At 72.0% G+C, this 20,304-nt stretch carries 16 protein-coding genes and 1 pseudogene; 10 read left to right on the forward strand and 7 right to left on the reverse strand.

Annotated features, from left to right (window positions below):
- Nucleotides 1-34 precede the first annotated feature (34 nt).
- From ENE75_RS11745 to ENE75_RS11760, 4 genes are all read right to left on the reverse strand, one after another.
- On the reverse strand, nucleotides 35-1,240 hold the full coding sequence (locus tag ENE75_RS11745; protein WP_128198491.1) for an FIST signal transduction protein: 1,206 nt from the start codon (nucleotides 1,238-1,240) through the stop codon (nucleotides 35-37).
- A 22-nt stretch (nucleotides 1,241-1,262) separates the two neighbouring features.
- The gene (locus ENE75_RS11750) at nucleotides 1,263-1,823 is read right to left on the reverse strand and encodes a PhaM family polyhydroxyalkanoate granule multifunctional regulatory protein (RefSeq protein WP_128198492.1); all 561 of its coding nucleotides are present in this window, start codon (nucleotides 1,821-1,823) and stop codon (nucleotides 1,263-1,265) included.
- A 72-nt stretch (nucleotides 1,824-1,895) separates the two neighbouring features.
- Nucleotides 1,896-2,378 carry a retropepsin-like aspartic protease family protein gene (locus ENE75_RS11755; protein WP_128198493.1) on the reverse strand — a complete coding sequence of 161 codons (483 nt, stop codon included), beginning with the start codon at nucleotides 2,376-2,378 and terminating at the stop codon, nucleotides 1,896-1,898.
- Nucleotides 2,375-3,361, reverse strand: a complete 987-nt coding sequence (locus tag ENE75_RS11760) for a fumarylacetoacetate hydrolase family protein (RefSeq protein WP_128198494.1) — start codon at nucleotides 3,359-3,361, stop codon at nucleotides 2,375-2,377. The genes ENE75_RS11755 and ENE75_RS11760 overlap by 4 nt, the downstream gene beginning before the upstream one ends.
- Nucleotides 3,362-3,457: 96 nt before the next feature.
- On the opposite strand from ENE75_RS11760, the gene ENE75_RS11765 reads away from it, so the two are divergent.
- From ENE75_RS11765 to ENE75_RS11785, 5 genes are all read left to right on the forward strand, one after another.
- Nucleotides 3,458-3,745 (forward strand): BTH_I0359 family protein, encoded by a 288-nt coding sequence (locus ENE75_RS11765; protein WP_128198495.1) that lies wholly within the window; start codon nucleotides 3,458-3,460, stop codon nucleotides 3,743-3,745.
- A gap of 121 nt (nucleotides 3,746-3,866) precedes the next feature.
- Nucleotides 3,867-5,369, forward strand: a complete 1,503-nt coding sequence (locus ENE75_RS11770) for a putative bifunctional diguanylate cyclase/phosphodiesterase (RefSeq protein WP_128198496.1) — start codon at nucleotides 3,867-3,869, stop codon at nucleotides 5,367-5,369.
- A gap of 130 nt (nucleotides 5,370-5,499) precedes the next feature.
- A complete protein-coding gene (locus ENE75_RS11775) occupies nucleotides 5,500-7,218 on the forward strand; it encodes a sensor domain-containing diguanylate cyclase (RefSeq protein WP_199232295.1) in 1,719 nt (572 codons plus the stop codon).
- Between the two features lie 21 nt (nucleotides 7,219-7,239).
- Nucleotides 7,240-8,289, forward strand: a complete 1,050-nt coding sequence (locus tag ENE75_RS11780; RefSeq protein WP_128198498.1) for a homocysteine S-methyltransferase family protein — start codon at nucleotides 7,240-7,242, stop codon at nucleotides 8,287-8,289.
- 31 nt (nucleotides 8,290-8,320) lie between these two features.
- Nucleotides 8,321-8,836 carry an OmpA family protein gene (locus ENE75_RS11785; protein WP_128198499.1) on the forward strand — a complete coding sequence of 172 codons (516 nt, stop codon included), beginning with the start codon at nucleotides 8,321-8,323 and terminating at the stop codon, nucleotides 8,834-8,836.
- A 32-nt stretch (nucleotides 8,837-8,868) separates the two neighbouring features.
- On the opposite strand, the pseudogene malQ reads toward ENE75_RS11785, so the two are convergent.
- The 3 genes and pseudogenes from malQ to glgB all read right to left on the reverse strand — a co-directional run.
- A pseudogene (gene malQ / locus ENE75_RS11790) lies at nucleotides 8,869-10,425 on the reverse strand (4-alpha-glucanotransferase); the annotation flags it as partial.
- A gap of 18 nt (nucleotides 10,426-10,443) precedes the next feature.
- Nucleotides 10,444-12,540, reverse strand: a complete 2,097-nt coding sequence (glgX, locus tag ENE75_RS11795) for a glycogen debranching protein GlgX (RefSeq protein WP_128198501.1) — start codon at nucleotides 12,538-12,540, stop codon at nucleotides 10,444-10,446.
- A complete protein-coding gene (gene glgB, locus ENE75_RS11800; protein WP_128198502.1) occupies nucleotides 12,537-14,726 on the reverse strand; it encodes a 1,4-alpha-glucan branching protein GlgB in 2,190 nt (729 codons plus the stop codon). The genes glgX and glgB overlap by 4 nt, the downstream gene beginning before the upstream one ends.
- A gap of 394 nt (nucleotides 14,727-15,120) precedes the next feature.
- Between glgB and malG the strand changes: the two genes are divergently transcribed.
- Genes malG through ENE75_RS11825 form a run of 5 tightly spaced genes read left to right on the forward strand, consistent with a single transcriptional unit; the run spans nucleotide 15,121 to nucleotide 20,296 of the window.
- Entirely contained in the window at nucleotides 15,121-16,011 is an 891-nt protein-coding gene (malG, locus tag ENE75_RS11805) for a maltose ABC transporter permease MalG (RefSeq protein ID WP_128198503.1), read from the forward strand.
- On the forward strand, nucleotides 16,008-18,659 hold the full coding sequence (locus ENE75_RS11810) for a glycoside hydrolase family 13 protein (protein ID WP_128198504.1): 2,652 nt from the start codon (nucleotides 16,008-16,010) through the stop codon (nucleotides 18,657-18,659). Before malG ends, ENE75_RS11810 begins: the two co-directional genes overlap by 4 nt.
- Nucleotides 18,660-18,685: 26 nt before the next feature.
- On the forward strand, nucleotides 18,686-19,105 hold the full coding sequence (locus ENE75_RS11815) for a DUF1924 domain-containing protein (RefSeq protein WP_375138486.1): 420 nt from the start codon (nucleotides 18,686-18,688) through the stop codon (nucleotides 19,103-19,105).
- On the forward strand, nucleotides 19,102-19,569 hold the full coding sequence (locus tag ENE75_RS11820) for a diheme cytochrome c (RefSeq protein WP_128198506.1): 468 nt from the start codon (nucleotides 19,102-19,104) through the stop codon (nucleotides 19,567-19,569). The genes ENE75_RS11815 and ENE75_RS11820 overlap by 4 nt, the downstream gene beginning before the upstream one ends.
- A complete protein-coding gene (locus ENE75_RS11825; protein WP_128198507.1) occupies nucleotides 19,541-20,296 on the forward strand; it encodes a cytochrome b/b6 domain-containing protein in 756 nt (251 codons plus the stop codon). The genes ENE75_RS11820 and ENE75_RS11825 overlap by 29 nt, the downstream gene beginning before the upstream one ends.
- Nucleotides 20,297-20,304 lie beyond the last annotated feature (8 nt).

A 20,304-nucleotide genomic window follows, 5' to 3' on the forward strand; every position in this document is an offset into this window, starting at 1 on the left:
CGGATCAAGACCGCTGCAACCGCCGGGTGCGGAATCAACCCGGCGCGACGAACACCGTCAGCACCCCCGTGTAGCCGTACACGTGGTGCCTGGCGATCTCGCCGGCGGCAAAGAACCCGGCCAGCGGCACGTCGCCCAGGGCGTGGCGCACGATCTGCAGTTCCGCCGACGGCCCGCCGAAGTGCGGGCCACCGCGGCCGGAGCAGCTGATGTAGAGCGCGCCCAGGATGCGCCGCGCTGGATCCGCGGGCGGGGTGCCGGGCACGGTCTCCGCCGGCAGGGCCTCGGCCACCTCCTCGCGGATCTCGCTGCAGATGCGCACGAGGTCGCGCCGCGCAGCGGCCACGTCGCGCTGGCAGAAGGCCAGGCGCATGCCGGGTTCGACCATGTCGGCCACGGCGAAGGCACGGCGGCCGGGGTCCAGGCCGATCAGGTGGCGCACGCGGGTGTCGGTGCCGAACTGGCCGCCGCGGCCGATCAGCGTCTCGCCGGCATCCGACAGGCCCACCAACGTGGCCCGCAGCCGCGGCAGCACGGCGCGCGGGTTGTCCAGGTCAGCGATGCCCAGGTCGGCCAGCAGCTGCGGCAGCGCGGGCTGGCCGTCGAGTTCCAGCACCACGTGGCGGTCGGCGGCGGTAACGGTACGCACCGGCCCCACGGGCTGGCTGCCCTGGGTCACGCGGGACAGCAGCGGCACGTCGGCGCCGAAGGCCACGCCCGACAGGCCGCCTTCCCAGACGCCGTTGGCCAGCGTCAGCGTGTGGCTGCGCGACGCGGCCAGGCCACCGAAGAGGTAGCCGCTGTCGGTGCGTTCGCTGAGCTCGTGGATGAGCCCGGCCACGTCGGGCGTGGACGGGTCGGCGTGCACCAGCGCCGCGAAGGCGCCAGGGGTGTTCAAGGGGTGGGCGCCGGAGAAGACCCGGTAGCCGTGGCGCGGCAGCGTGCTCAGCAGCAGCACCAGCGCCGGTTCGTCGAAGTACTCGACGCCGCTTGCCGCGACGCCCACGCCCACGCAGCCCACCCAGTCGGTGCCGGGCCAGCGGCTGCGCAGTGCCGCGCGCAGGGTCTCGGCCTGCGGCGCGTAGGCGTCGGTGAAATAGCACCAGCCCAGCGTGGGCGACACGGTCTCGCCCTGGGCGTCGCGATGAGCGTCCAGTTGGGCATCCACCTGGGCCACGGCCATGGCCAGCGCCATGCGCCAGTCCGGGTGCGCCGCATGGCCGCTGCAGAACGGGGACATGCCGGGTGTGCTCCCGCGGCGGTCAGCGCCGGGCTCGGGTCCGCGCCGGCTTCTTGCGTGCCGGGGCCGGCTTGGCCGCCGGCGACGTCGGCGACGCCGCAGCGGTGGCCGCTGCGGCAGCGGCCGGCAGGTCCTTCATCGCATTGGCCGCGATGTCGCCGAACTGCTTGGTCAGCGCCCCCCACCAGGCCATCGGGTCGACGCCCGGCGCGGCCGGCGCCTCGGCGGCCTTGGCGGCGGCCGGCTTGCGCGCCGCGGCGGGCGCCGTCGCCTCGGCCGCCGCCGGCTTCATCGTCATCGCCTCGCGCAGCGCATCCACGGGCACGTTCATGCCCTGCAGCGTGTTGAGCGTCATGCGCTGCACCTCCAGGGCCTGGATGGTGGCACCGATCATCTTGGCGTTCTGCTCCAGCCAGAACTGCACGGTGCGCAGGTCGCGGATGCGCTTGTCGATCTCCTCAGGATCCAGCGACGGGGCGATCCACTGACCCATGCCGGGCAAGCTGTCGCCGGCGCCCTTGATCAGGCCCTGCAGGAAGTCGAAACCGGGCATCAGGCGGGCGAAGCTGGCGGGGTCGGCCATGGCGGAAGGCTCCTGGGGTTCGTCGAGAGACCGGCCCATTGTGCGCGGTCTGCCCAGGCGGTCAACGCGGGGTCAGCGCGACGGCCCCTCGAAGGTGAGCCGCCCGTCCTGCTGCGTGAAGCGCATCCGGCCCAGCACGTCCATGCCCAGCAGCGGCGAGCGCAGGTCCGGCAGCACCGTCACGCGCAGGCGCTGCACAGCGATGCCGCCCTCGAGCACCAGGTCCACGCGCGCCTCGTAGCCGGTGGCGATGCCGCCGGCGGTGGCCGACTGCACTTCACGCTCCGGCTCCAGCCCCAGCTGCTCGGCCAGCGGCCCGGGCAGCGCCGTGCGCGTGGCGCCGGTGTCGACCAGGAACTCGATCTGGCGCCCATTGATGCGGCCCGGCCAGTGGAAGTGGCCGTCGCCCTGGCGCTGGAGCACCAGGCCGCTGCCTTCGATCAGCCAGCTGGTCTGGCGCCCGGCCGCCAGGAAGGCCTGCACGGCCAGGAACAGCGCCGTGCCCAGCACGAGCCAGACGGTGGCGATCTTCAGGCTGCGGGGCAGCTCCCTCATGCCGCGTCCACGCCGGCAACGGTCTGGGCGATGGCGCCGAACACGCTGAGGCCGTCCGTGCCCTTGACCTCGATGCGCACGGTGTCGCCAAACGCCATGTACGGCGTGCGCGCCTCGCCGTGCTCGATGGTCTCCAACGCCCGCTTCTCGGCGATGCAGGCGTAGCCGGCGGCCGCGTCGGCATTGCTGACCGTGCCGCCGCCGACGATGCTGCCGGCGCGCACGTGCCGGGTGCGCGCCAGATGGGCCAGCAGCTGGCCGAAGTGGAAGTGCATCTCGGCCGCATCCAGCCGTGCCACCGGCTTGCCGTTCCAGGCCACGCTCACCGGCAGGTGCAGGCGGCCACCCTGCCAGGCGGCACCCAGCTCGTCGGGCGTCACCGCCACCGGCGCCCAGGCGGTGGCCGGCTTGCTCTGCACCAAGCCCAGCAGCTTGTCCAGCTCGGCCGGCACCAGGTGGCGCAACGTCCAGTCGTTGCCCAGCATCAGCAGGCGCACCCCTTCGAGTGCGGTGTCGGGGGCCACGCCCATGGGCAGATCGCCCGTGACCACCGCGATCTCGGCCTCGAAGTCGATGCCGGCCTCGGCGCTGGGGAAGACGGCGTCCTCGCAGGGGCCGAGGAAGTCGTCGCTGCCGCCCTGGTACATCAGCGGGTCGCTGCGCAGGTTCTGCGGGATCTCGGCACCACGCGCGTGCCACACGCGCTCGGCGTGCGACAGGTAGGCCGAGCCGTCGGCCCACTGGTAGGCGCGCGGCAGCGGCGCCATGCACAGGCGCGGGTCGAAGGCGAAGGCGTGGCGCGCCTTGCCGTGATTCAGCGTGACGTACAGGTCCTGCAGCTGCGGGCTGACGAAGTTCCAGTCGTCCAGCAGCTGCTGCATCCGGGTGGCGATGCCGGTGGCGTAGTGCGCCTGCGTCAGGTCGCGCGAGACGACGACGAGCTGGCCGTCGCGCGAACCGTCACGGTAGGTGGCGAGTTTCATGGCGTCCGTATTGTGCGTGCGCGTCGGCGCCACGGGCCGCTCGAGGGCTTGAATCCGGCGGGGCGGGCCCCAACTGCCCGGCAAGGAGATCCACCCATGCAGATGCTCTACCACTCGGACAGCTTCGTCGTCGTGCGCTTCGACGTGCCGGCCCCCGGCGGCTCGGGCAGCGCACAGGGCGACGGCGGACCGGCGCTGACCCGCGGCGGCTTCGAGATCGTCGACCGCCGTGCGCAACGCGAGATCTTCCTCGAAGGCGCGCTGGCCGAACACTTCCAGCAGGGCGTTCAGGCTCTGGTGGACAGCAACCCCACGGAGGAGGCGCTCGACGAGTTCATCGGGCGCTGGACGGCAAGCGCCCAGCAGCCGGTGACGCTGCACTGAGCGCCTGCGCGGCCCCTGACAACGGCCGCATCCCGGGCCGCCGTGCGACGGATTGCACACGGGGCCCTGCCGAGGTCGGGCAGGCCCTCAAGCGCCCTTCGCGGCGGCCGATGACCCCCGGATGGATCCTGTTCTCGGTCAGTCCGGCGGGCTGGCCACGCCCCTCCTGGCCGTGCTGGCTGCAGCCACGCTGGTCGCTGCCGTGGCCGTGGGCGTGGCCTGGCACCTCTGGCAACGTCTGCAACGCCTGACCCGGCAGGCCGCCGACACGGTGCCCGCCGCGCCGACCGACACGCACGTAGACGCCCGCACCGGGCTGGTGACGCTCGAGGGGTTGGAGCTCGCACTGGCGCGGGCCGAGGAGCGTGCCCCGCCGGGACCGGGCAGCCTGTGCGTGCTGCTGATCGACCTCGACGGCTTCTCGGCAGTCAACGACGCCGTGGGGCACGCCGTGGCCGACGAGGTGCTGCGCACGGTGGCGAAGCGGCTGGCCAAGCTCGCACCCGGTCGGCTGGCCCTGAGCCGCCTCGGTGGCGACGAGTTCGTGCTTGCCGTGGCGGGTCCGCTGGCGCAGGCCCAGGCGCTGGCCGGGCGGGTGCTCGATGTCGTGCGCGAGCCCTTGCTGGCGGGTGACGGGCGCCCGCTGGCGCTGCAGGCGTCGGTGGGCATCGCGGCCTGGCCGCAGCACGGCGCACGCGAGCGCCTGCTGGCCCAGGCCCAGGTGGCCGTTCGCACGGTCAAGCAGACCGGCGGCAATGCCTGGGCCGTGTTCGACCCGCAGATGGCGGTGGACGAGCGCGCGCAGGCGGCCCTGGTGGCGGCCCTGCGCTCGGCCGTGGCACGGCGCCAGCTCGAACTGTTCTACCAGCCCAAGATCGATGCCCGCACCCTGCGCGTGACCGCCGCCGAGGCCCTGCTGCGCTGGCACCACCCCGAGCGCGGCATCGTCAGCCCGGCGGTCTTCATCCCGCTGGCCGAACGCCACGGGCTGATCGGCGAGATCGGCAACTGGGTCATCGGCGAGGCCTGCCGGCAGGCCGGCGTCTGGCGGCAGCAGGGGTTGCGCATGCGCGTGGCCATCAACCTGTCGCCCTTCCAGATGCGCCAGGACGACCTGGTGGACCGCCTGCAGGAGGCGCTGGCCGCCAACCAGTTGCAGCCGGCGCGCTTCACCGTGGAGATCACCGAAACGCTGGCGCTGGAGAACACCCAGGCCACGCAGCGCACCTTCGAGCGCCTGCGCGAGGCCGGCCTGCACGTGGCGATCGACGACTTCGGCGCCGGCCAGACCAGCCTGGCGTACCTGAAGAGCCTGCCAGCGTCCGAGCTGAAGATGGACATGGGCCTGGTGCGAGATCTGGCCACCAGCGAGGACGCGCGCAAGATCGCCGACGCCGTGATCCGCCTGTCGCATGCGCTGGACAAGCGCGTGGTGGCCGAGGGCGTGGAGACCACCGAGCAGCGCGACCTGCTGGTGGCCATGGGCTGCGACGAACTGCAGGGCTACCTGTTCGCGCGCCCTATGTCGGCCGCGGCACTCGGGCTCTGGGCCATGGACGACGGTGCCAACGCGAGCCCGGTCTTCGCCCACTCGCTGTTCCAGGAAACCCAGCCGGTGCCCTGAGTCGTCTCGCCCGGCGTGCATCGCTGGGTCCGCCGTCCCTTGGCAGGCGCAAGGCGGCCATCGGCTAGCATCCGCTTCACACAGAAGAAGAGCCGGGCGACCCCGTCGAAGCACCGGGCGCTCCATCACCGTGAACCCACTGGCCAGGCTACCGCTGCGGGCGCTGCTGACCCTGCCCTACGTCGGCCTCGTGCTGGTGTTGGCGGTCATCGTCGGCCTGTTGTCGCTGCGCGCCGGCCAGGATGCCGTCGACACCTGGTCGGAACAGCTGCTGGTGGAGACGGTCAAGCGCATCGAGCAGGCGGTGGACCGCCACGTGGCCGGCTCGGCCGCAGTGCTGGAGGCGGCTTTCCCGCGCGGCGTGGCGGCGCCGATGTCGCTCGACGGCGAGATGGACGCCTTGCGCACGCGCTTCTGGCTCGCCACCTCCGTGCACCGGGACCCGAACAACTACGCCTACTACGGCGACCGCGAAGGCCGCTTCTTCGGCCTCTGGCGCCACGACGAGCAGGCCGCCGAGCTGCGGCTGCGCCTGACGGGCAGCGGGCCGCGCAGCATCCACCGCTTCAGCGGCATCCATGGCGCGCTGGGCGCGCTGGAAGAGGAGTCGCGCATCTTCGACCCGCGCGAACGCCCCTGGTTCAAGGCCGGCGAATCGAACGCGCTGCACACCTGGACCTCGATCTACATCGACTTCCGCACCGAGGCGCTGGTGGCCACGCGGGCACGCCGCGTGCTGGACGCGCAGGGCGCCTTCGCCGGCGTGGTGGCCACCGACCTGTCGCTGCAGCAGGTCAACCACTTCCTGCGCCGGCTCACGCTCAGCCCCAACGGCATCGCGCTGGTCACCGAACCCGGCGGGCTGATGATCGGCGTCTCGCGCGGCGCCCACATGCAGGCCGGTGGCGATGGCGCGGCACAGCGGCTCAACGCAGCCGACAGCCCCGATGCCTTCGTCGCCGCCACCTATGGCGCCGTGTCGGCCATGCTGGCGGCATCGCCGCAGGGCGAGGCACAGGCGGCGCACTTCACGCTGCCCGACGGCGAGGTGGTGCAGGTGGGCTACTCGCGCCTGCGCGACGACGCCGGCCTGGACTGGCAGGTGATGGTGGCGGTGCCGCGCGACGATTTCGTGCAGGGCGTGCAGGCCGGCTTTCGGCGCAGCCTGTGGCTGGGCATCGGTGCCGCGGTGGTGGTGACGTTGCTGGGCCTGTGGATCGTGGCCACCATCACCCGCGAGCTGCGCCAGGTGGCCGACGCCGCCACGCGCCTGGGCGAGGGAGCGCTGGACACGCCGCTGCACAGCAGCCGCCGTGACGAGCTGGGGCAGCTGGTGCGCAGCTTTACCGCCATGCGCTCGCGGCTGCTGACCGACCCGCTGACCCATCTGGCCAACCGCACCGCGCTGCAGCGCCGCATCGAGCAGCGGCTGCAACGCCACCGCCGTCGCGACGACAGCAGTCCCTTCGCCCTGCTCTTCATCGACTTCAACCACTTCAAGGCCATCAACGACCGCCATGGCCATGACGTGGGCGACGCCGTGCTGCGCGAGATGGCCGAGCGACTGAGCGGCGCCGTGCGCGCGCTTGACCTCGTCGCACGCTACGCCGGCGACGAATTCGTGGTGCTGCTGGACGGCATCGGCGGGCGGGCCGACGCCGAGGCCGTGCGCGAGCACCTGGACCGGTTGCTGCGTCAGCCGCTGCAGGCGCTGCCGCCGGGCACGGCCGATGTCGCAACCCCTGAAGGCGCAGCCATCGGCCTGGCAGTCTGTCCCGAAGACGGCGAGGATGCTGACGCGCTGATCCGCCACGCCGACGCCGACATGTACCGGCGCAAGCCCGGGTAGCCCCGCTCCTTACAATCGGGCATGCCCGAAACCGCCTACACCCGCGGTGCGGCCCTGCCCGCGCTGCTTGCCCGCCGCATCGCCATCATCGACGGGGCGATGGGCACGATGATCCAGCGCCACGCGCTGACCGAGGCCGACTTCCGCGACACGCGCCTGGCCGATCACCCGAAGGACCTGAAGGGCAACAACGACCTGCTGGTGCTGACCCGGCCCGACGTGATCCGCAGCATCCACGACGCCTACCTGGCCGCTGGCGCCGACATCATCGAGACCAACACCTTCGGCGCCACGTCGATTGCGCAGGAAGACTACGCGCTGGCCCCGCTGGCGCGCGAGATGAACGTGGCCGCCGCGCGCATTGCGCGCGAGGCGGCCGATGCCGCGTCCACACCGGAGTGGCCGCGCTTCGTGGCCGGTGCGCTGGGCCCCACGCCGCGCACCGCGAGCATCAGCCCCGACGTCAACGACCCCGGCGCGCGCAACGTGAGCTTCGACGAGCTGCGTGCCGCCTACCGTGAACAGGCCGAAGGCCTGCTCGAGGGCGGCGTGGACCTGTACCTGGTCGAGACCATCTTCGACACGCTCAACGCCAAGGCCGCCATCTTCGCGCTCGACGAGCTGATGGCCGACACCGGCGAGCGGCTGCCGGTGATCCTCAGCGGCACCGTCACCGACGCCTCGGGCCGCATCCTCAGCGGGCAGACGGTGCCGGCCTTCTGGCATTCGGTGCGCCACGCGCGGCCGCTGGCCGTGGGCCTGAACTGCGCGCTCGGCGCGGCGCTGATGCGCCCGTACATCGAGGAACTGGGCAAGGTGGCGGCCGACACCTACATCAGCTGCTACCCCAACGCCGGCCTGCCCAACCCGATGAGCGAGACCGGTTTCGACGAGACGCCACCGGTCACCGCCGGCCTGATGGCCGAGTTCGCCAAGGCCGGTTTCCTGAACATCGCCGGCGGCTGCTGCGGCACGACGCCGGAACACATCGCGGCCATCCGCCAGCAGGTGTCGGCCTACCGGCCGCGCTCGCGCCACGACCCGTTGTTCAGCGGCCTGCTGGCCGCCTGAACCACCTGCATTCGCTTTCAAGGAGATCCTGATGTTCGACGAACTGGATGATGGCGCCCGCACCGGCGTCTGGGTGGCCCTGGGGGTCGTGGCCTTCGTGCTCTTCGGCCTGCTGGGCGGCCTGGCGATCCGGCAAATCAAGCCAGCCGCTGCGCCGCTGGCTTCCGCCGCGGCCCCGGCCGCCGCGGTGGACCTGGACGCGCTGCTCGACGTGCCGCTGGCCGGCGACCTGGCCGGCACGCTGTACTTTGAGGTCGGCCAGTCGGGGCTCACGCAGGCCGACGGGCCGGCGGTGCTGGCGGCCATCCGCGGTGCGGCCGATGCCGCGCCGGCGCGCCGGCTGGTGATCTCCGGCTTCCACGACGCCAGCGGCGACCCGCAGATGAACCACGACCTGGCCAAGCAGCGCGCGATCGCGGTGCGTGATGCGCTCGTCGGCGCCGGCGTGGCGCGCGAGCGCCTGCAACTGCGCAAGCCGGCGTCCACCGACGGCGGCAGCGCCGACGACCCGCAGGCGCGTCGCGTCGAGGTGCACCTGGTCGACTGAGCCCCGCTGCCCGGCGGGTGCCGGGCGGCCGCTCAGTACGTGGGCGGCTCCGCCGGCGGCGGCGCCACGCCGATGGGCGCGAACGGGCCACGGCCGCTCGCCGCCGTCAGCAGCCCCAGCACGCGCCCAGGCTCCGGACCGACCTGGTCCCAGCCGAAGCGCCAGGTCCAATTCGGGCCACCCAGCGTGCCCGGCGTGTTCATGCGCTGATCGCTGCCCAGGCCCAGTACGTCCTGCAGCGGGAAGACGGCCAGGTTGGCCACCGAGTTCAGCGCGGCGCGGATCATGGCCCAGTGCACGTCGTGCTCGCCGCAGGCCAGGTAGGTGCCGGCGAAGCGGCGTTCCTGGTCCTTGGCGCTGCGCCACCAGCCCAGGGCGGTGTCGTTGTCGTGGGTGCCGGTGTAGACCACGGTGGCGCGCTCGTACATGTGCGGCAGGAACTCGTGGTCGCCGCCGCCGCCGAAGGCGAACTGCAGGATCTTCATGCCCGGGTAGCCGCAGCCCTGGCGCAGCGCGTGCACGTCGGGCGTGATGTAGCCCAGGTCCTCGGCGACGATGGGCAGCGTGCCCAGTTCGGCGGCGATGGCGTCGAACAGCGCCTGCCCCGGGCCCTTGAGCCAGCGGCCCTGCTGCGCCGTGGGGCTATCGGCCGGGATCTCCCAGTAGCCGGCAAAGCCGCGGAAGTGGTCGATGCGGAACACGTCGGCCTGGTGCAGCATGCGCTTCACGCGCGCCGTCCACCAAGCGTAGCCTTCCTTCTTCATGCGGTCCCAGCGGTACAGCGGGTTGCCCCAGCGCTGGCCCAGCGGTCCCAGGTCGTCGGGCGGCACACCGGCGACAACCTTCGGCTGGAAGTCCTTGTCCAGCAGGTACAGGTCGGGCCGGCTCCAGCAGTCGGCGCTGTGGTGGGCGATGAAGATGGGCAGGTCGCCCATCAGGTGGATGCCCCGGGTGTTGCAGTAGGCCTTGAGCAGCGCCGCCTGGGTGTCGAAGCACCACTGCACCCACTGCCAAAAGCCGATCTCGGCGGCGTGTTCGGCACGCGCCTGCTTCATGGCCGCAGCCTTGCGCGACGCCAGCGGAGGTGCCCACTGCCACCAGGGCTGGCCGCCGTGGGCGGTTTCCAGCGCCATGAACAGGGCGTAGTCGTCCAGCCAGCCGGCCTGCTCGGCGGCGTAGTTGGCCAGCGCGGCACGGTCGGCGTCGCTGGCGCCGGCACCAAAGCCGGCGTAGGCCGCACGCAGCTGCGCCATGCGCCAGGGCACGACACGGCCGAAGTCCACGCGCTGCGGGTCGAAGCCGCCCTCCGGCAGCGTGGGCTCGGGCAGCCAGCCCTTCTCCACCAGCGGTTCCAGCGCCACCATCAGCGGGCTGCCGGCGAAGGCGGAGACGCTCTGGTAGGGCGAATCGCCCGGGCCGATGGGCGTGGTGGGCAACCACTGCCACAGGCGCTGGCCGGCGCCGGCCAGCCAGTCAGCGAAGTGGTAGGCGCCGGGGCCGAAGTCGCCGATGCCGTGAGGGCCGGGCAGGGAGGTGACGTGCAGCAGCACGCCGCTGGCGCGTTGGTTCAGATCCATCGTGGCTCGCGAGGCGGATGAGGGGGTGGGTCAGTCGGTGTCGTGCAGCAGCACCACCGTCCACGGCGGCACCACCAGCGGTGTGTGCGCCGGTGGCTCGCCGGCGGGCAGTTCGCCGCTGCTGTCCAGCGCCAGGGTCCAGCGGTAGGCCGGCAGCGTGAACGGCGTCGGCTGGTCTTCCGGGTTGAAGAGCAGCAGCACGCGGTGGCCCTGGCCGGGGCTGATCTGGCAGGCGAAGGCGTGTTCGTGCGGGCTGTGCCAGTCGCCGTCGATCATCGGCCGGCCGCCGGGACGCAGCCAGACGATGGCGCAGTCGTCGCCGCTGCAGGGGCCGGGCGCGTACCAGCGGTCGTGGTGCAGCGCCGGCAGCGCACGGCGCAGCGCGATGCAGCGCGCGGCGAAGGCGCGCAGGTCGGCATCGGCGTTCGCCCAGTCCAGCCAGCCGGTGGGGTTGTCCTGGTTGTAGGCGTTGTTGTTGCCGCCCTGGCTGTTGGCGATCTCGTCGCCGGCGCAGAACATGGGTGTGCCCTGGGCGAAGGCCAGCGTGGCCAGCATGGCGCGGCGCACGCGGTCGCGGCGCAGTCGGATCGCCGGGTCGGCGGTGGGCCCTTCGACGCCGAAGCTGGCCGCCGGTTCGCCGTCGCGGCCGTCGCGGTTGTGCTCGCCGTTGGCCTCGTTGTGCTTGCGGCTGTAGCTGGTCAGGTCGGCCAGCGTGAAGCCGTCGTGCACGGCGATGAAGTTGACCGAGGCGCTGGGCCGGCGCTGGCCGTGGTGAAAGAGGTCGCTGCTGGCGGTGAAGCGGCGCGCGAAGTCACCCCGGTGCACGCCGCGCTGCAGCCAGTAGCGGCGCACGGTGTCGCGGAACTGGTCGTTCCATTCCAGGAAGCGGCCCGGGAAGCGGCCCACCTGGTAGCCGTCGTAGGCCGCGTCCCAGGGCTCGGCGATCAGGTGCACGCGGGCCAGCACAGGGTCCTGCCGCAGCGCGGTGAAGAAGGCGGCGTTGGGGTCGAAGCCATGCGCGGTGCGGCCGAGCACCGGCGCGAGATCGAAGCGGAAACCGTCCACGCCATAGGCTTCGACCCAGTGGCGCAGCGAGTCGAGCACGAACTGCGTCACCCGCGGGTGCGCCACGTTGAGCGTGTTGCCGCAGCCGGTGAGGTTCTCGCAGCGACCGCGGTTGTCGGGCGCCAGCCGGTACCAGCTGGCGTGGTCCAGCCCGCGCCAGCTGAGCGTGGTGCCGTGTTCGTCGCCTTCGGGCGTGTGGTTGTAGACCACGTCGAGCACCACCTCCAGGCCGTGGGCGTGCAGCGTGTCGACCATCTGGCGGAACTCGGCGGCCACCGCGGCGGGGTCGACGTCACCCGAGCGGGCGCAAGCGGCGTAGCGCGGGCTGGGGCAGAAGAAGCCCAGCGTGTTGTAGCCCCAGTGGTTGACGGCACCGCGCGCGGCCAGCGCCGGCTCGTCCAGCGCGTAGAACACCGGCAGCAGCGACAGCGTGGTGACGCCCAGCGCCTGGAAGTGCGCGATGGCCGCCGGGTGCGCCAGGCCCGCGTAGGTGCCGCGCAGCGCCTCCGGGATCTCCGGGTGCTGCATCGTGAAGCCCTTGACGTGCAGCTCCAGCAGCACCAGGTCGGACACCGCGTGGCGCGGCGGCGTGCTGGCCGGCGGCGGCAGCGGCGCGGCCACCCGCGCCTTCAGCGCCCAGGCGGCGTTGTCGCGGGCATCGAAGCTGCTGGCGTTGTCCGGGTGGCCGGGTTCGTAGCCGTGGTGCTCCGGCCGCCAGACGTGGGTGCCGACGATCTCGCGCGCCCACGGGTCCAGCAGCAGCTTGTGCGGGTTGAAGCGGTGGCCCTGCTCGGGTGCATAGGGACCATGCGCACGCAGGCCGTAGACCAGGCCCGGCCCGGCGCCCGGGAGGAAGCCGTGGAAGACGCCGTCGTGCGGGCCGTGCAGGGCCAGCCGCTTCAGTTCGGTGTGGCCATCGGCGCTGAACAGGCAGAGTTCGATGCGCGTGGCGTGTTCGCTGAAGACGACGACGTTCACGCCGCCGTCGCGCGCCACGGCACCGAAGGGCTCGTGGCGGCCTTCGTCCAGGGTGTCGGGAAACGTCTCTGGCAGGGGCATCATGCGGGGGCCAGGAACAGGGTGGCCAGCGGCGGCAGCGTCAGGGCCAGCGACTGCGCCCGCCCATGCGCCTGCACCGGCTGCACGTCGACCACACCACCGTTGCCCAGGTTGCTGCCGCCGTAGAAGGCGGAATCCGTGTTCAGCAGTTCACGCCACTGCAGCGCGCCCTCCGGTACACCGAGGCGGAAGCCGTGCCGCGGCACCGGCGTCATGTTGCAGACCACGATCACCGGGCGGCCGGCCTCGTCCTGGCGCAGCCAGGCGTACACCGACAGCGCGCGCTCGTCGGCCGCCAGCCACTCGAAACCGTGTCCGTCGCAGTCCAGCCGGTGCAGCGCAGGCTGCTCGCGGTAGAGCCGGTTGAGGTCGCGCACCAGCTGCTGCACACCGGCATGCGCGGGCTGCTGAAGGTCACCCCAGGGCAGTTCGACGTCGTGGTTCCACTCGCTGCGCTGGCCCCATTCCTGGCCCATGAACAGCAGCTTCTTGCCCGGGTGACCCCACATGAAGCCGTAGTAGGCGCGCAGGTTGGCAAAGCGCTGCCACTCGTCGCCCGGCATCTTGCCCAGGAGAGAGCCCTTGCCGTGCACCACCTCGTCGTGCGAGAGCGGCAGCACGAAGTTCTCGCTGAAGGCGTAGACCAGGCCGAAGGTCATGCGGTCGTGGTGCCAGGGACGGTGCACCGGATCCTCGGCCATGTACTTCAGCGTGTCGTGCATCCAGCCCATGTTCCACTTGTAGTGGAAGCCCAGGCCCCCCAGGTACGTGGGCGCGGACACGCCGGGGAAGGCGGTGCTCTCCTCGGCCAGCGTGATGGCGCCGGGGCACTCGCTGCCCAGCACCTCGTTGACACGGCGCAGCAGCGCGATGGCCTCGAGGTTCTCGCGCCCGCCGTGCACGTTGGGGATCCACTCGCCGGCTTTGCGCGAATAGTCGCGGTAGAGCATGGACGCCACGGCGTCCACGCGCAGCCCGTCGGCGCCCATGCGCTCGCACCAGTACAGCGCACTGCCGGCCAGGAAGTTGCGCACCTCGTGCCGGCCGAAGTTGTAGATCAGGGTGTTCCAGTCGCGGTGGAAACCCTCGCGCGGGTCGGCGTACTCGTACAGCGGTGTGCCGTCGAACTTCGCCAGGCCATGGGCATCGGACGGAAAGTGCGCCGGCACCCAGTCCAGGATCAGGCCGACGCCGGCGGCCCGGCAGGCCTGCACAAAGCGCGCGAAGCCGGCCGCGTCGCCGAAGCGCGAGGTGGGCGCGTAGAGCCCCAGCGTCTGGTAGCCCCAGCTGCCGTCGAAGGGATGTTCGGTGACCGGCAGCAGCTCCAGGTGCGTGAAGCCCAGATCAGCGGCATAGGCCGGCAGCGTGGCGGCCAGCGTGTCCCAGTCGTGGAACGAGCCGTCGGGGTGGCGCCGCCAGGAGCCCAGATGCACCTCGTAGATGCTGACCGGCGCCTGGCGTGCGTTGGCCTCGGCGCGACCTGGCGGGAGCGGTTGGGGCGGCGGCAGGGGCCTGGCCACGACGCTGGCGGTCTCGGGCCGGTTCTGCGCGGCACGGGCGTAGGGGTCGCCCTTGAGTGGCAGCACGGCACCGTCGGGCGTGCGGATCTCGAACTTGTAGCGGTCACCCGGGGTGGCGTGCGGCACGAACAGTTCCCACACGCCGCTGGCGCCTCGCGTGCGCATGGGGTGGCGGCGGCCGTCCCAGCCGTTGAAGTCGCCGACGACGCTGACGCGCGCGGCGTTGGGCGCCCAGACGGCGAAGCGCACGCCGTCGACGGCGTAGACGCCTTCACCCAGCGTCAGCGGGTGCGCACCCAGCACCTCGAAGGGCCGCAGATGCGTGCCCTCCATCAGGTAGTGCAGGTCGGCGTCGGCGATCAGTGTTCCGATGCGGTAGGGGTCGGCCAGGCGCTGCGTGTGGCCGGCAGCCCAGGTGACGCCGAGCCGGTAGTCGAAGGGCGTGCGCCGGCGCGGCACCACGCCTTCGAAGAGGCCGTCCTCGTGGCGACGGTCCAGCTCGGCCAGCGTGCGGCCGGTCTTCGTCTCGACGACGTCGACCTGGGTGGCGCCTGGCAGCCAGGCGCGTACCCACAGATGCCGCTGGGCATCGGTGTGCATGCCCAGCACCCCAAACGGGTCGGGATGGCGGGCTTCGCGCAGGGCGTGGAGGTCGGCGTCGCTGATCATGGCTTCACGGTGTACCAGCCCTGAGTGTCTGCGATCGACCCAAACTCGCCTTCGGCTCCTTTGGGTCTGGCGACCCGATTTCCGTGGGCTCCCCCGAGCCCCCTCCAAGAAGGGGCTCCAGCATGTGCGACGGCTCCCCGCCAGCCCCCCTCCGAGAGGGGGACTCCAGCCAGATGGACGAGTCGGCCTGCCGGCCGACCGCTTCGCTGTGTCCGGCCGCGGAGGGCGGGTCTGGCCTGGCGCGAGGTAAAGGAGGAGGCGAGCGCCCTGCGCGAGCCGGGGGACAGGAGCGCCAGGCCAGACCCGCCCTCCGTGGCCCGCGCCAATGCAAACGGACATAGGTCCAACGTCCGCTCCGGGTCGGAAGAGGACGCTCGAAGAGGAGTCCGCTGACATGGCCATCGTCACCGGCAGGAAGCATCAATGGCGCGTCTGGGCGCTGCATGCCGCGTTGTGGGCACTGCTCGCGCTCACTTTGTTTCCATTGCTGGCCGTGGTCAGCATCTCGCTGCGGCCGGGCAACTTCGCCACCGGCAGCCTGATCCCGAGCGAGATCAGCCTCGAGCACTGGAAGCTCGCGCTGGGCATCCCCACCGTGGACGCCCAGGGCAACCTGGTGCAGCCGCCGTTCCCGGTGCTGCTGTGGCTGTGGAACTCGGTGAAGATCGCCTTCGTCTCCGCAGCGCTCATCGTCACCCTCAGTGCCACCGCGGCCTATGCCTTCGCGCGCATGCGGTTCGCGCACAAGGGGCTCATCCTCAACAGCATGCTCGTGCTGCAGATGTTCCCGGTGGCGGTGGCGCTGGTGGCCATCTACGCCATCTTCGAGGGCATCGGCCGCACCATCCCGTGGCTGGGCGTGGAGACGCACGCCGGGCTCATCGTGGCGTACCTGGGCGGCGTGGCCACGCACATCTGGACCATCAAGGGCTACTACGACACCGTCCCGGCCGAGATCGAGGAAAGCGCCAAGGTCGACGGCGCAACGCCCTGGCAGGCCTTCCGCCACGTGCTGCTGCCGATGGCCGTGCCCATCCTGATGGTGGTGTTCGTGCTCGCCTTCATCGGCGTGATCATCGAGTACCCCGTGGCCAGCATCCTGCTGCGCGAGGAGCCCAACCTCACGCTGGCCGTGGGCTCCAAGTTCTTCCTCTACGACCAGCGCTACCTGTGGGGCGACTTTGCCGCGGCGGCCGTGCTGTCGGGCCTGCCGATCACGCTGGTGTTCCTGCTCGCGCAGCGCTGGATCGTCTCCGGCCTCACCGCAGGCGGCGTCAAGGGATGAGGGCGGCGTTCGCCGCGCTGCTGCTCGCGGGCCTGCCCGCCGTCGCTTCCGCGGCCGATTGCGCCCACCCGCTGGACGGGCGCGAGCTCTACCTGCGCGGCACGTTCAACAGCTGGAACGCGGCAGACGCGCAGCGCTTCGTCTGGGCCTGCGACCGCTTCGAGCTGGTCACCCCGTTGCAGGGCGAGCACCGCTTCAAGGTGGCCGACGAAGGCTGGAGCGCCGATGCCGATCTGGGCGGCACGCCCGAGGCGCTGGCGCTGCGCGGCACCGAGATGCAGCGCCGCTTCGAGCCCGGCCACTACCGCTTCACGGTGGACCCGGCGCGCACGCGGCTGCGCATCGAGGCCTGCCCCGGCCCGGCACCCTTCGGCGACACGGTGCTGTTCCTGCGCGGCACGATGAACAACTGGGCCGCGCTGGACGACAACGCGCTGCAGTACCACTGCGACGCCTACTACCTGAACCTCACGCTGCAGGGCCGCCACGAGTTCAAGCTCGCCGACGCCGCCTGGACGCCGCGCACCAGCTTCGGCGTCGGGCTGGGCAACCACGTCGGCGAGTTCCGCGGGGCGCACACGCTGCGCCTGAGCTTCGAGCCCGACGGCCGCCACCGCGTGGAGATCGGCCCGCGCCGCTTCGCCGACCCGCAGGCCGCCGCGGTGGACGACCCGGTGGCGCTGGGCTTGCGCTTCGACTCGCGCAACCCGGTGCACAAGCGGCCCTTCGGCGCCCAGCCTGCGGGCACGGCCTTCGACTACGCCGTGACGGCACCGGCTGGCGTGGACGCGCTGACCCTGGTGATCGAGCGCCGCCGGCACGAGGGCAACCAGGAGGTGCTCGAGTACACCGAGGCGGCCCGGGTGGCGATGACCCGCGAGGCCGACGGCACGCGCTGGACCGCAAGCCACCGCTTCGACGCCGTCGGCATCTGGGGCTACTGGTTCGAGGCCCGCATCGGCACCCGCGTGTTCGCGCTGCAGAACAACGCCGCCCCCATCTTCTGGACGCGCGAGAAGGGCAGCAGCGGCCGTGCCGAGGTGACGGCGTTGCCCGCCTCGCCGCGCGTGATCCGCCGCTTCCGCCAGACCATCCACGCGCCGGACTTCCGCGTGCCCGACTGGGCGGCCGACGCCGTCTACTACTACGTCTTCCCCGAGCGCTTTCGCAACGGCAACCCGGCCAACGACCCCGTGCCCGGCCGCGACCGATCCCACCGCGGCACGGTGGAGAAGCACGCCAACTGGCTGGACAAGCCGTTCCGCCCCGGCAGCGGCGACGGCTCCGACGCGCGGCACAACAACGACTTCTTCGGTGGCGACCTCCAGGGCCTGATCGACAAGCTCGACCACGTCCAGGCCCTGGGCGCCAACGTGCTCTACCTGACCCCGGTCTTCCAGGCCGCCAGCAACCACAAGTACGACACCGCCGACTACCACCGCATCGACCCCGCCTTCGGCACGAACGCGGACTTCACGCGCCTGACGCGCGAGGCCGCCCGGCGCGGCATCCGCGTCGTCGTCGACACCAGCCTCAACCACACCGGTGCCGACTCGCGCTACTTCGACCGCTACGGCAACTTCGGCGGCCAGGGCGCCTACAGCGGCAGCGTGATCCGCGCCGATTCGCCCTACGCCTCCTGGTACCGCTTCGACCCCACGCAGGTCGACCCCGACAAGCGCTTCACCGGCTGGGTGGGCGTGACCGACCTGCCGGAACTCGACAAGGCCTCGCCCGCCTGGCGCGACTTCGCCTACCGTGCGCCGGACTCGGTGACGAAGCGCTGGCTGGACGCCGGCGCCGCCGGGTGGCGCATGGACGTCGCGCCCTGGGTACCGGATGACTTCTGGCGCGAGTGGCGCGCCGCCCTCAAGGCCCACCGGCCCGATGCCATCACGATTGCCGAGACCTGGTTCGACGCCGCCAAGTACTTCCTCGGCGACAGCTTCGACTCGACGATGAACTACATCTTCCGCAACACCGCGCTGGCCTATGCCGCCGGTGGTGATGCGAGACAGCTCGTCGGCAACCTGGAACTGATGCGCGAGCACTACCCGCCGCAGGCCCTGCACGCGCTGATGAACCTGCTGTCCAGCCACGACCAGGCGCGCAGCCTGCACGTGCTGGGCTGGCACGACGATGCCGACGCCGAACAGGCCGCCGAGGCCAAAGCCCGCTACCGCGTGGCCCTGCTGCTGCAGATGACCTGGCCCGGCGCGCCGGCCGTGTACTACGGCGACGAGGTGGGCCTGGGCGGTGGCGACGACCCCGACAACCGCCGCCCCTTCCCCTGGGCCGACCTCGGCGGCCGGCCCGACGAGGCGATGCACGCCGAGTTCCGCCGCCTGATCGCGCTGCGCCATGCGCTGCCGGTGCTGCGCCGGGGCGAACTCGGCGCGCCGCTGCACGTTGACGCCCAGGTGATGGCCTGGCCGCGCCGGCTGGGCGACACCTTCGCCGTCACCGCGACCAACAACGCGGCCGAGCCACGCACCGTGACGCTGACGCTGCCGGCCGGCAGCCCGCAGGTCTTCGAGGACCGGCTGGACGGCTCGCGGCACGACGCCGTCGATGGCCGGCTGACCGTGACCCTGCCCGCGCGCTGGGGCCGCGTGCTGGTCAACACGGCCGGCGCGCAGCGGCCTTAAGACGGCCCTAAGCCGGCGCCGCGACGATGCGGCGCATGGACATACCACGCACCCTTTCCCTCCGCACCGCAGGGCTTGCGGTGGCCCTGGCGGGCCTGGTCGGCCTGGCTTCGGCCGCCACCCCGGCAGACCTGCTGGCCGGCTACCAGGCGCAGGCCGGCGAGGCGCCTTCCGCCACCCGCGGCCAGGCCTTCTTCACCCAGCGCCACGGCGGCGAGTGGGCCTGCGGCAGCTGCCACGGCCACCAGCCGGTGGGCACCGGCCGCCACGCCAGCACCGGCAAGCCCATCGAGCCGCTGGCGCCTGCGGCCAACGCCCAGCGCTTCACCGACGCGGCCAAAGTGGAGAAGTGGTTCCGCCGCAACTGCAAGGACGTGCTCAGCCGCGAGTGCTCGGCCGCCGAGAAGGCCGACGTGCTGGCCTGGCTGATGGAGGTCAAGCCATGACGCGTTGGATGATCCCGCTGATGGGCGCGGCGCTGCTGCTGGCCGCGGTCTCGGCGCGTGCCGACCTGCCACGGCAGGAGCTCTCCGCCGCCTACAAGGCCGATTGCGCCGCCTGCCACGTGGCCTACCCGCCGGCCCTGCTGCCGGCCGAATCCTGGCAGCGCCTGATGGGCGGGCTGGACAAGCACTTCGGCATCGACGCGTCGCTGGACGCCGCCACCACGAAGGCCATCGGCGACTGGCTGGCCGCCCGGGCCGGCACCTACAAGAAGGTGCAGCGCGAGCGCGCCGCGCCGCCGCAGGACCGCATCACCCGCAGCGCCTGGTTCGTGCGTGAGCACGACGAGGTGCCGGCTTCCACCTGGCAGCGCGCCGACGTGCGCAGCCCCGCCAACTGCAGCGCCTGCCACCGGCAGGCCGACCAGGGTCTCTACGATGAACACGACATCCGCATCCCCCGCTGACCTCCCGGGCCAGGCTGGAGAAAGGCCCCGCCCCGCCGCTGCCGCCGGCACCGTGCGCATCCTCGTCTGGGACGCGCCGGTACGCGTCTTCCACTGGCTGATGGTGGCCTGCTTCGCCACCGCCTACCTCACGGCCGAGACCGAGCGCTGGCGGCTGCTGCACGTGACCGCCGGCTACACCATGGCCGGCCTGGTGGCCTTCCGGCTGCTGTGGGGCCTGCTGGGCACCCGGCATGCGCGTTTTGCCAGCTTCGTGCGCGGCCCGCAGGCCATTGGGCGCTACCTGAAGTCGCTGGTGGCGGGGCACCCGGAACACCACGTCGGCCACAACCCGGCCGGGGCCGTGGCCATCCTGCTGCTGCTGGGCTTGACCATCGTCAGCACGGCCACCGGCTACGCGATCTACAACGAACTCGGGCCCGAGGCGCTGGAAGAGGTGCACGAGTTCGCCGGCAACGCCATGCTCGCGGTGGTCATCGCCCACGTGGCGGCGGTGCTGCTGTCGAGCCGGCTGCATGGCGAGAACCTGGTGCGCGCCATGGTCACCGGCTTCAAGACCGGCCCGGCGGCCGACGGTGTGCGCAGCGCCTGGCGCAGCCTGGCGGCCCTGATGCTGGTGGCCGTGCTGGGCTTCTGGGCCTGGCAGTGGCAGACCGCGCCGGTGCCGGGCGATCTGGCGACGGCAGGCCAGCACGCCACGCACGACCACGACGACGATGACGACTGACTGAACCG

The sequence above is a fragment of the Rubrivivax albus genome (assembly GCF_004016515.1).
Classification (GTDB): Bacteria; Pseudomonadota; Gammaproteobacteria; order Burkholderiales; family Burkholderiaceae_C; genus Rubrivivax; species Rubrivivax albus.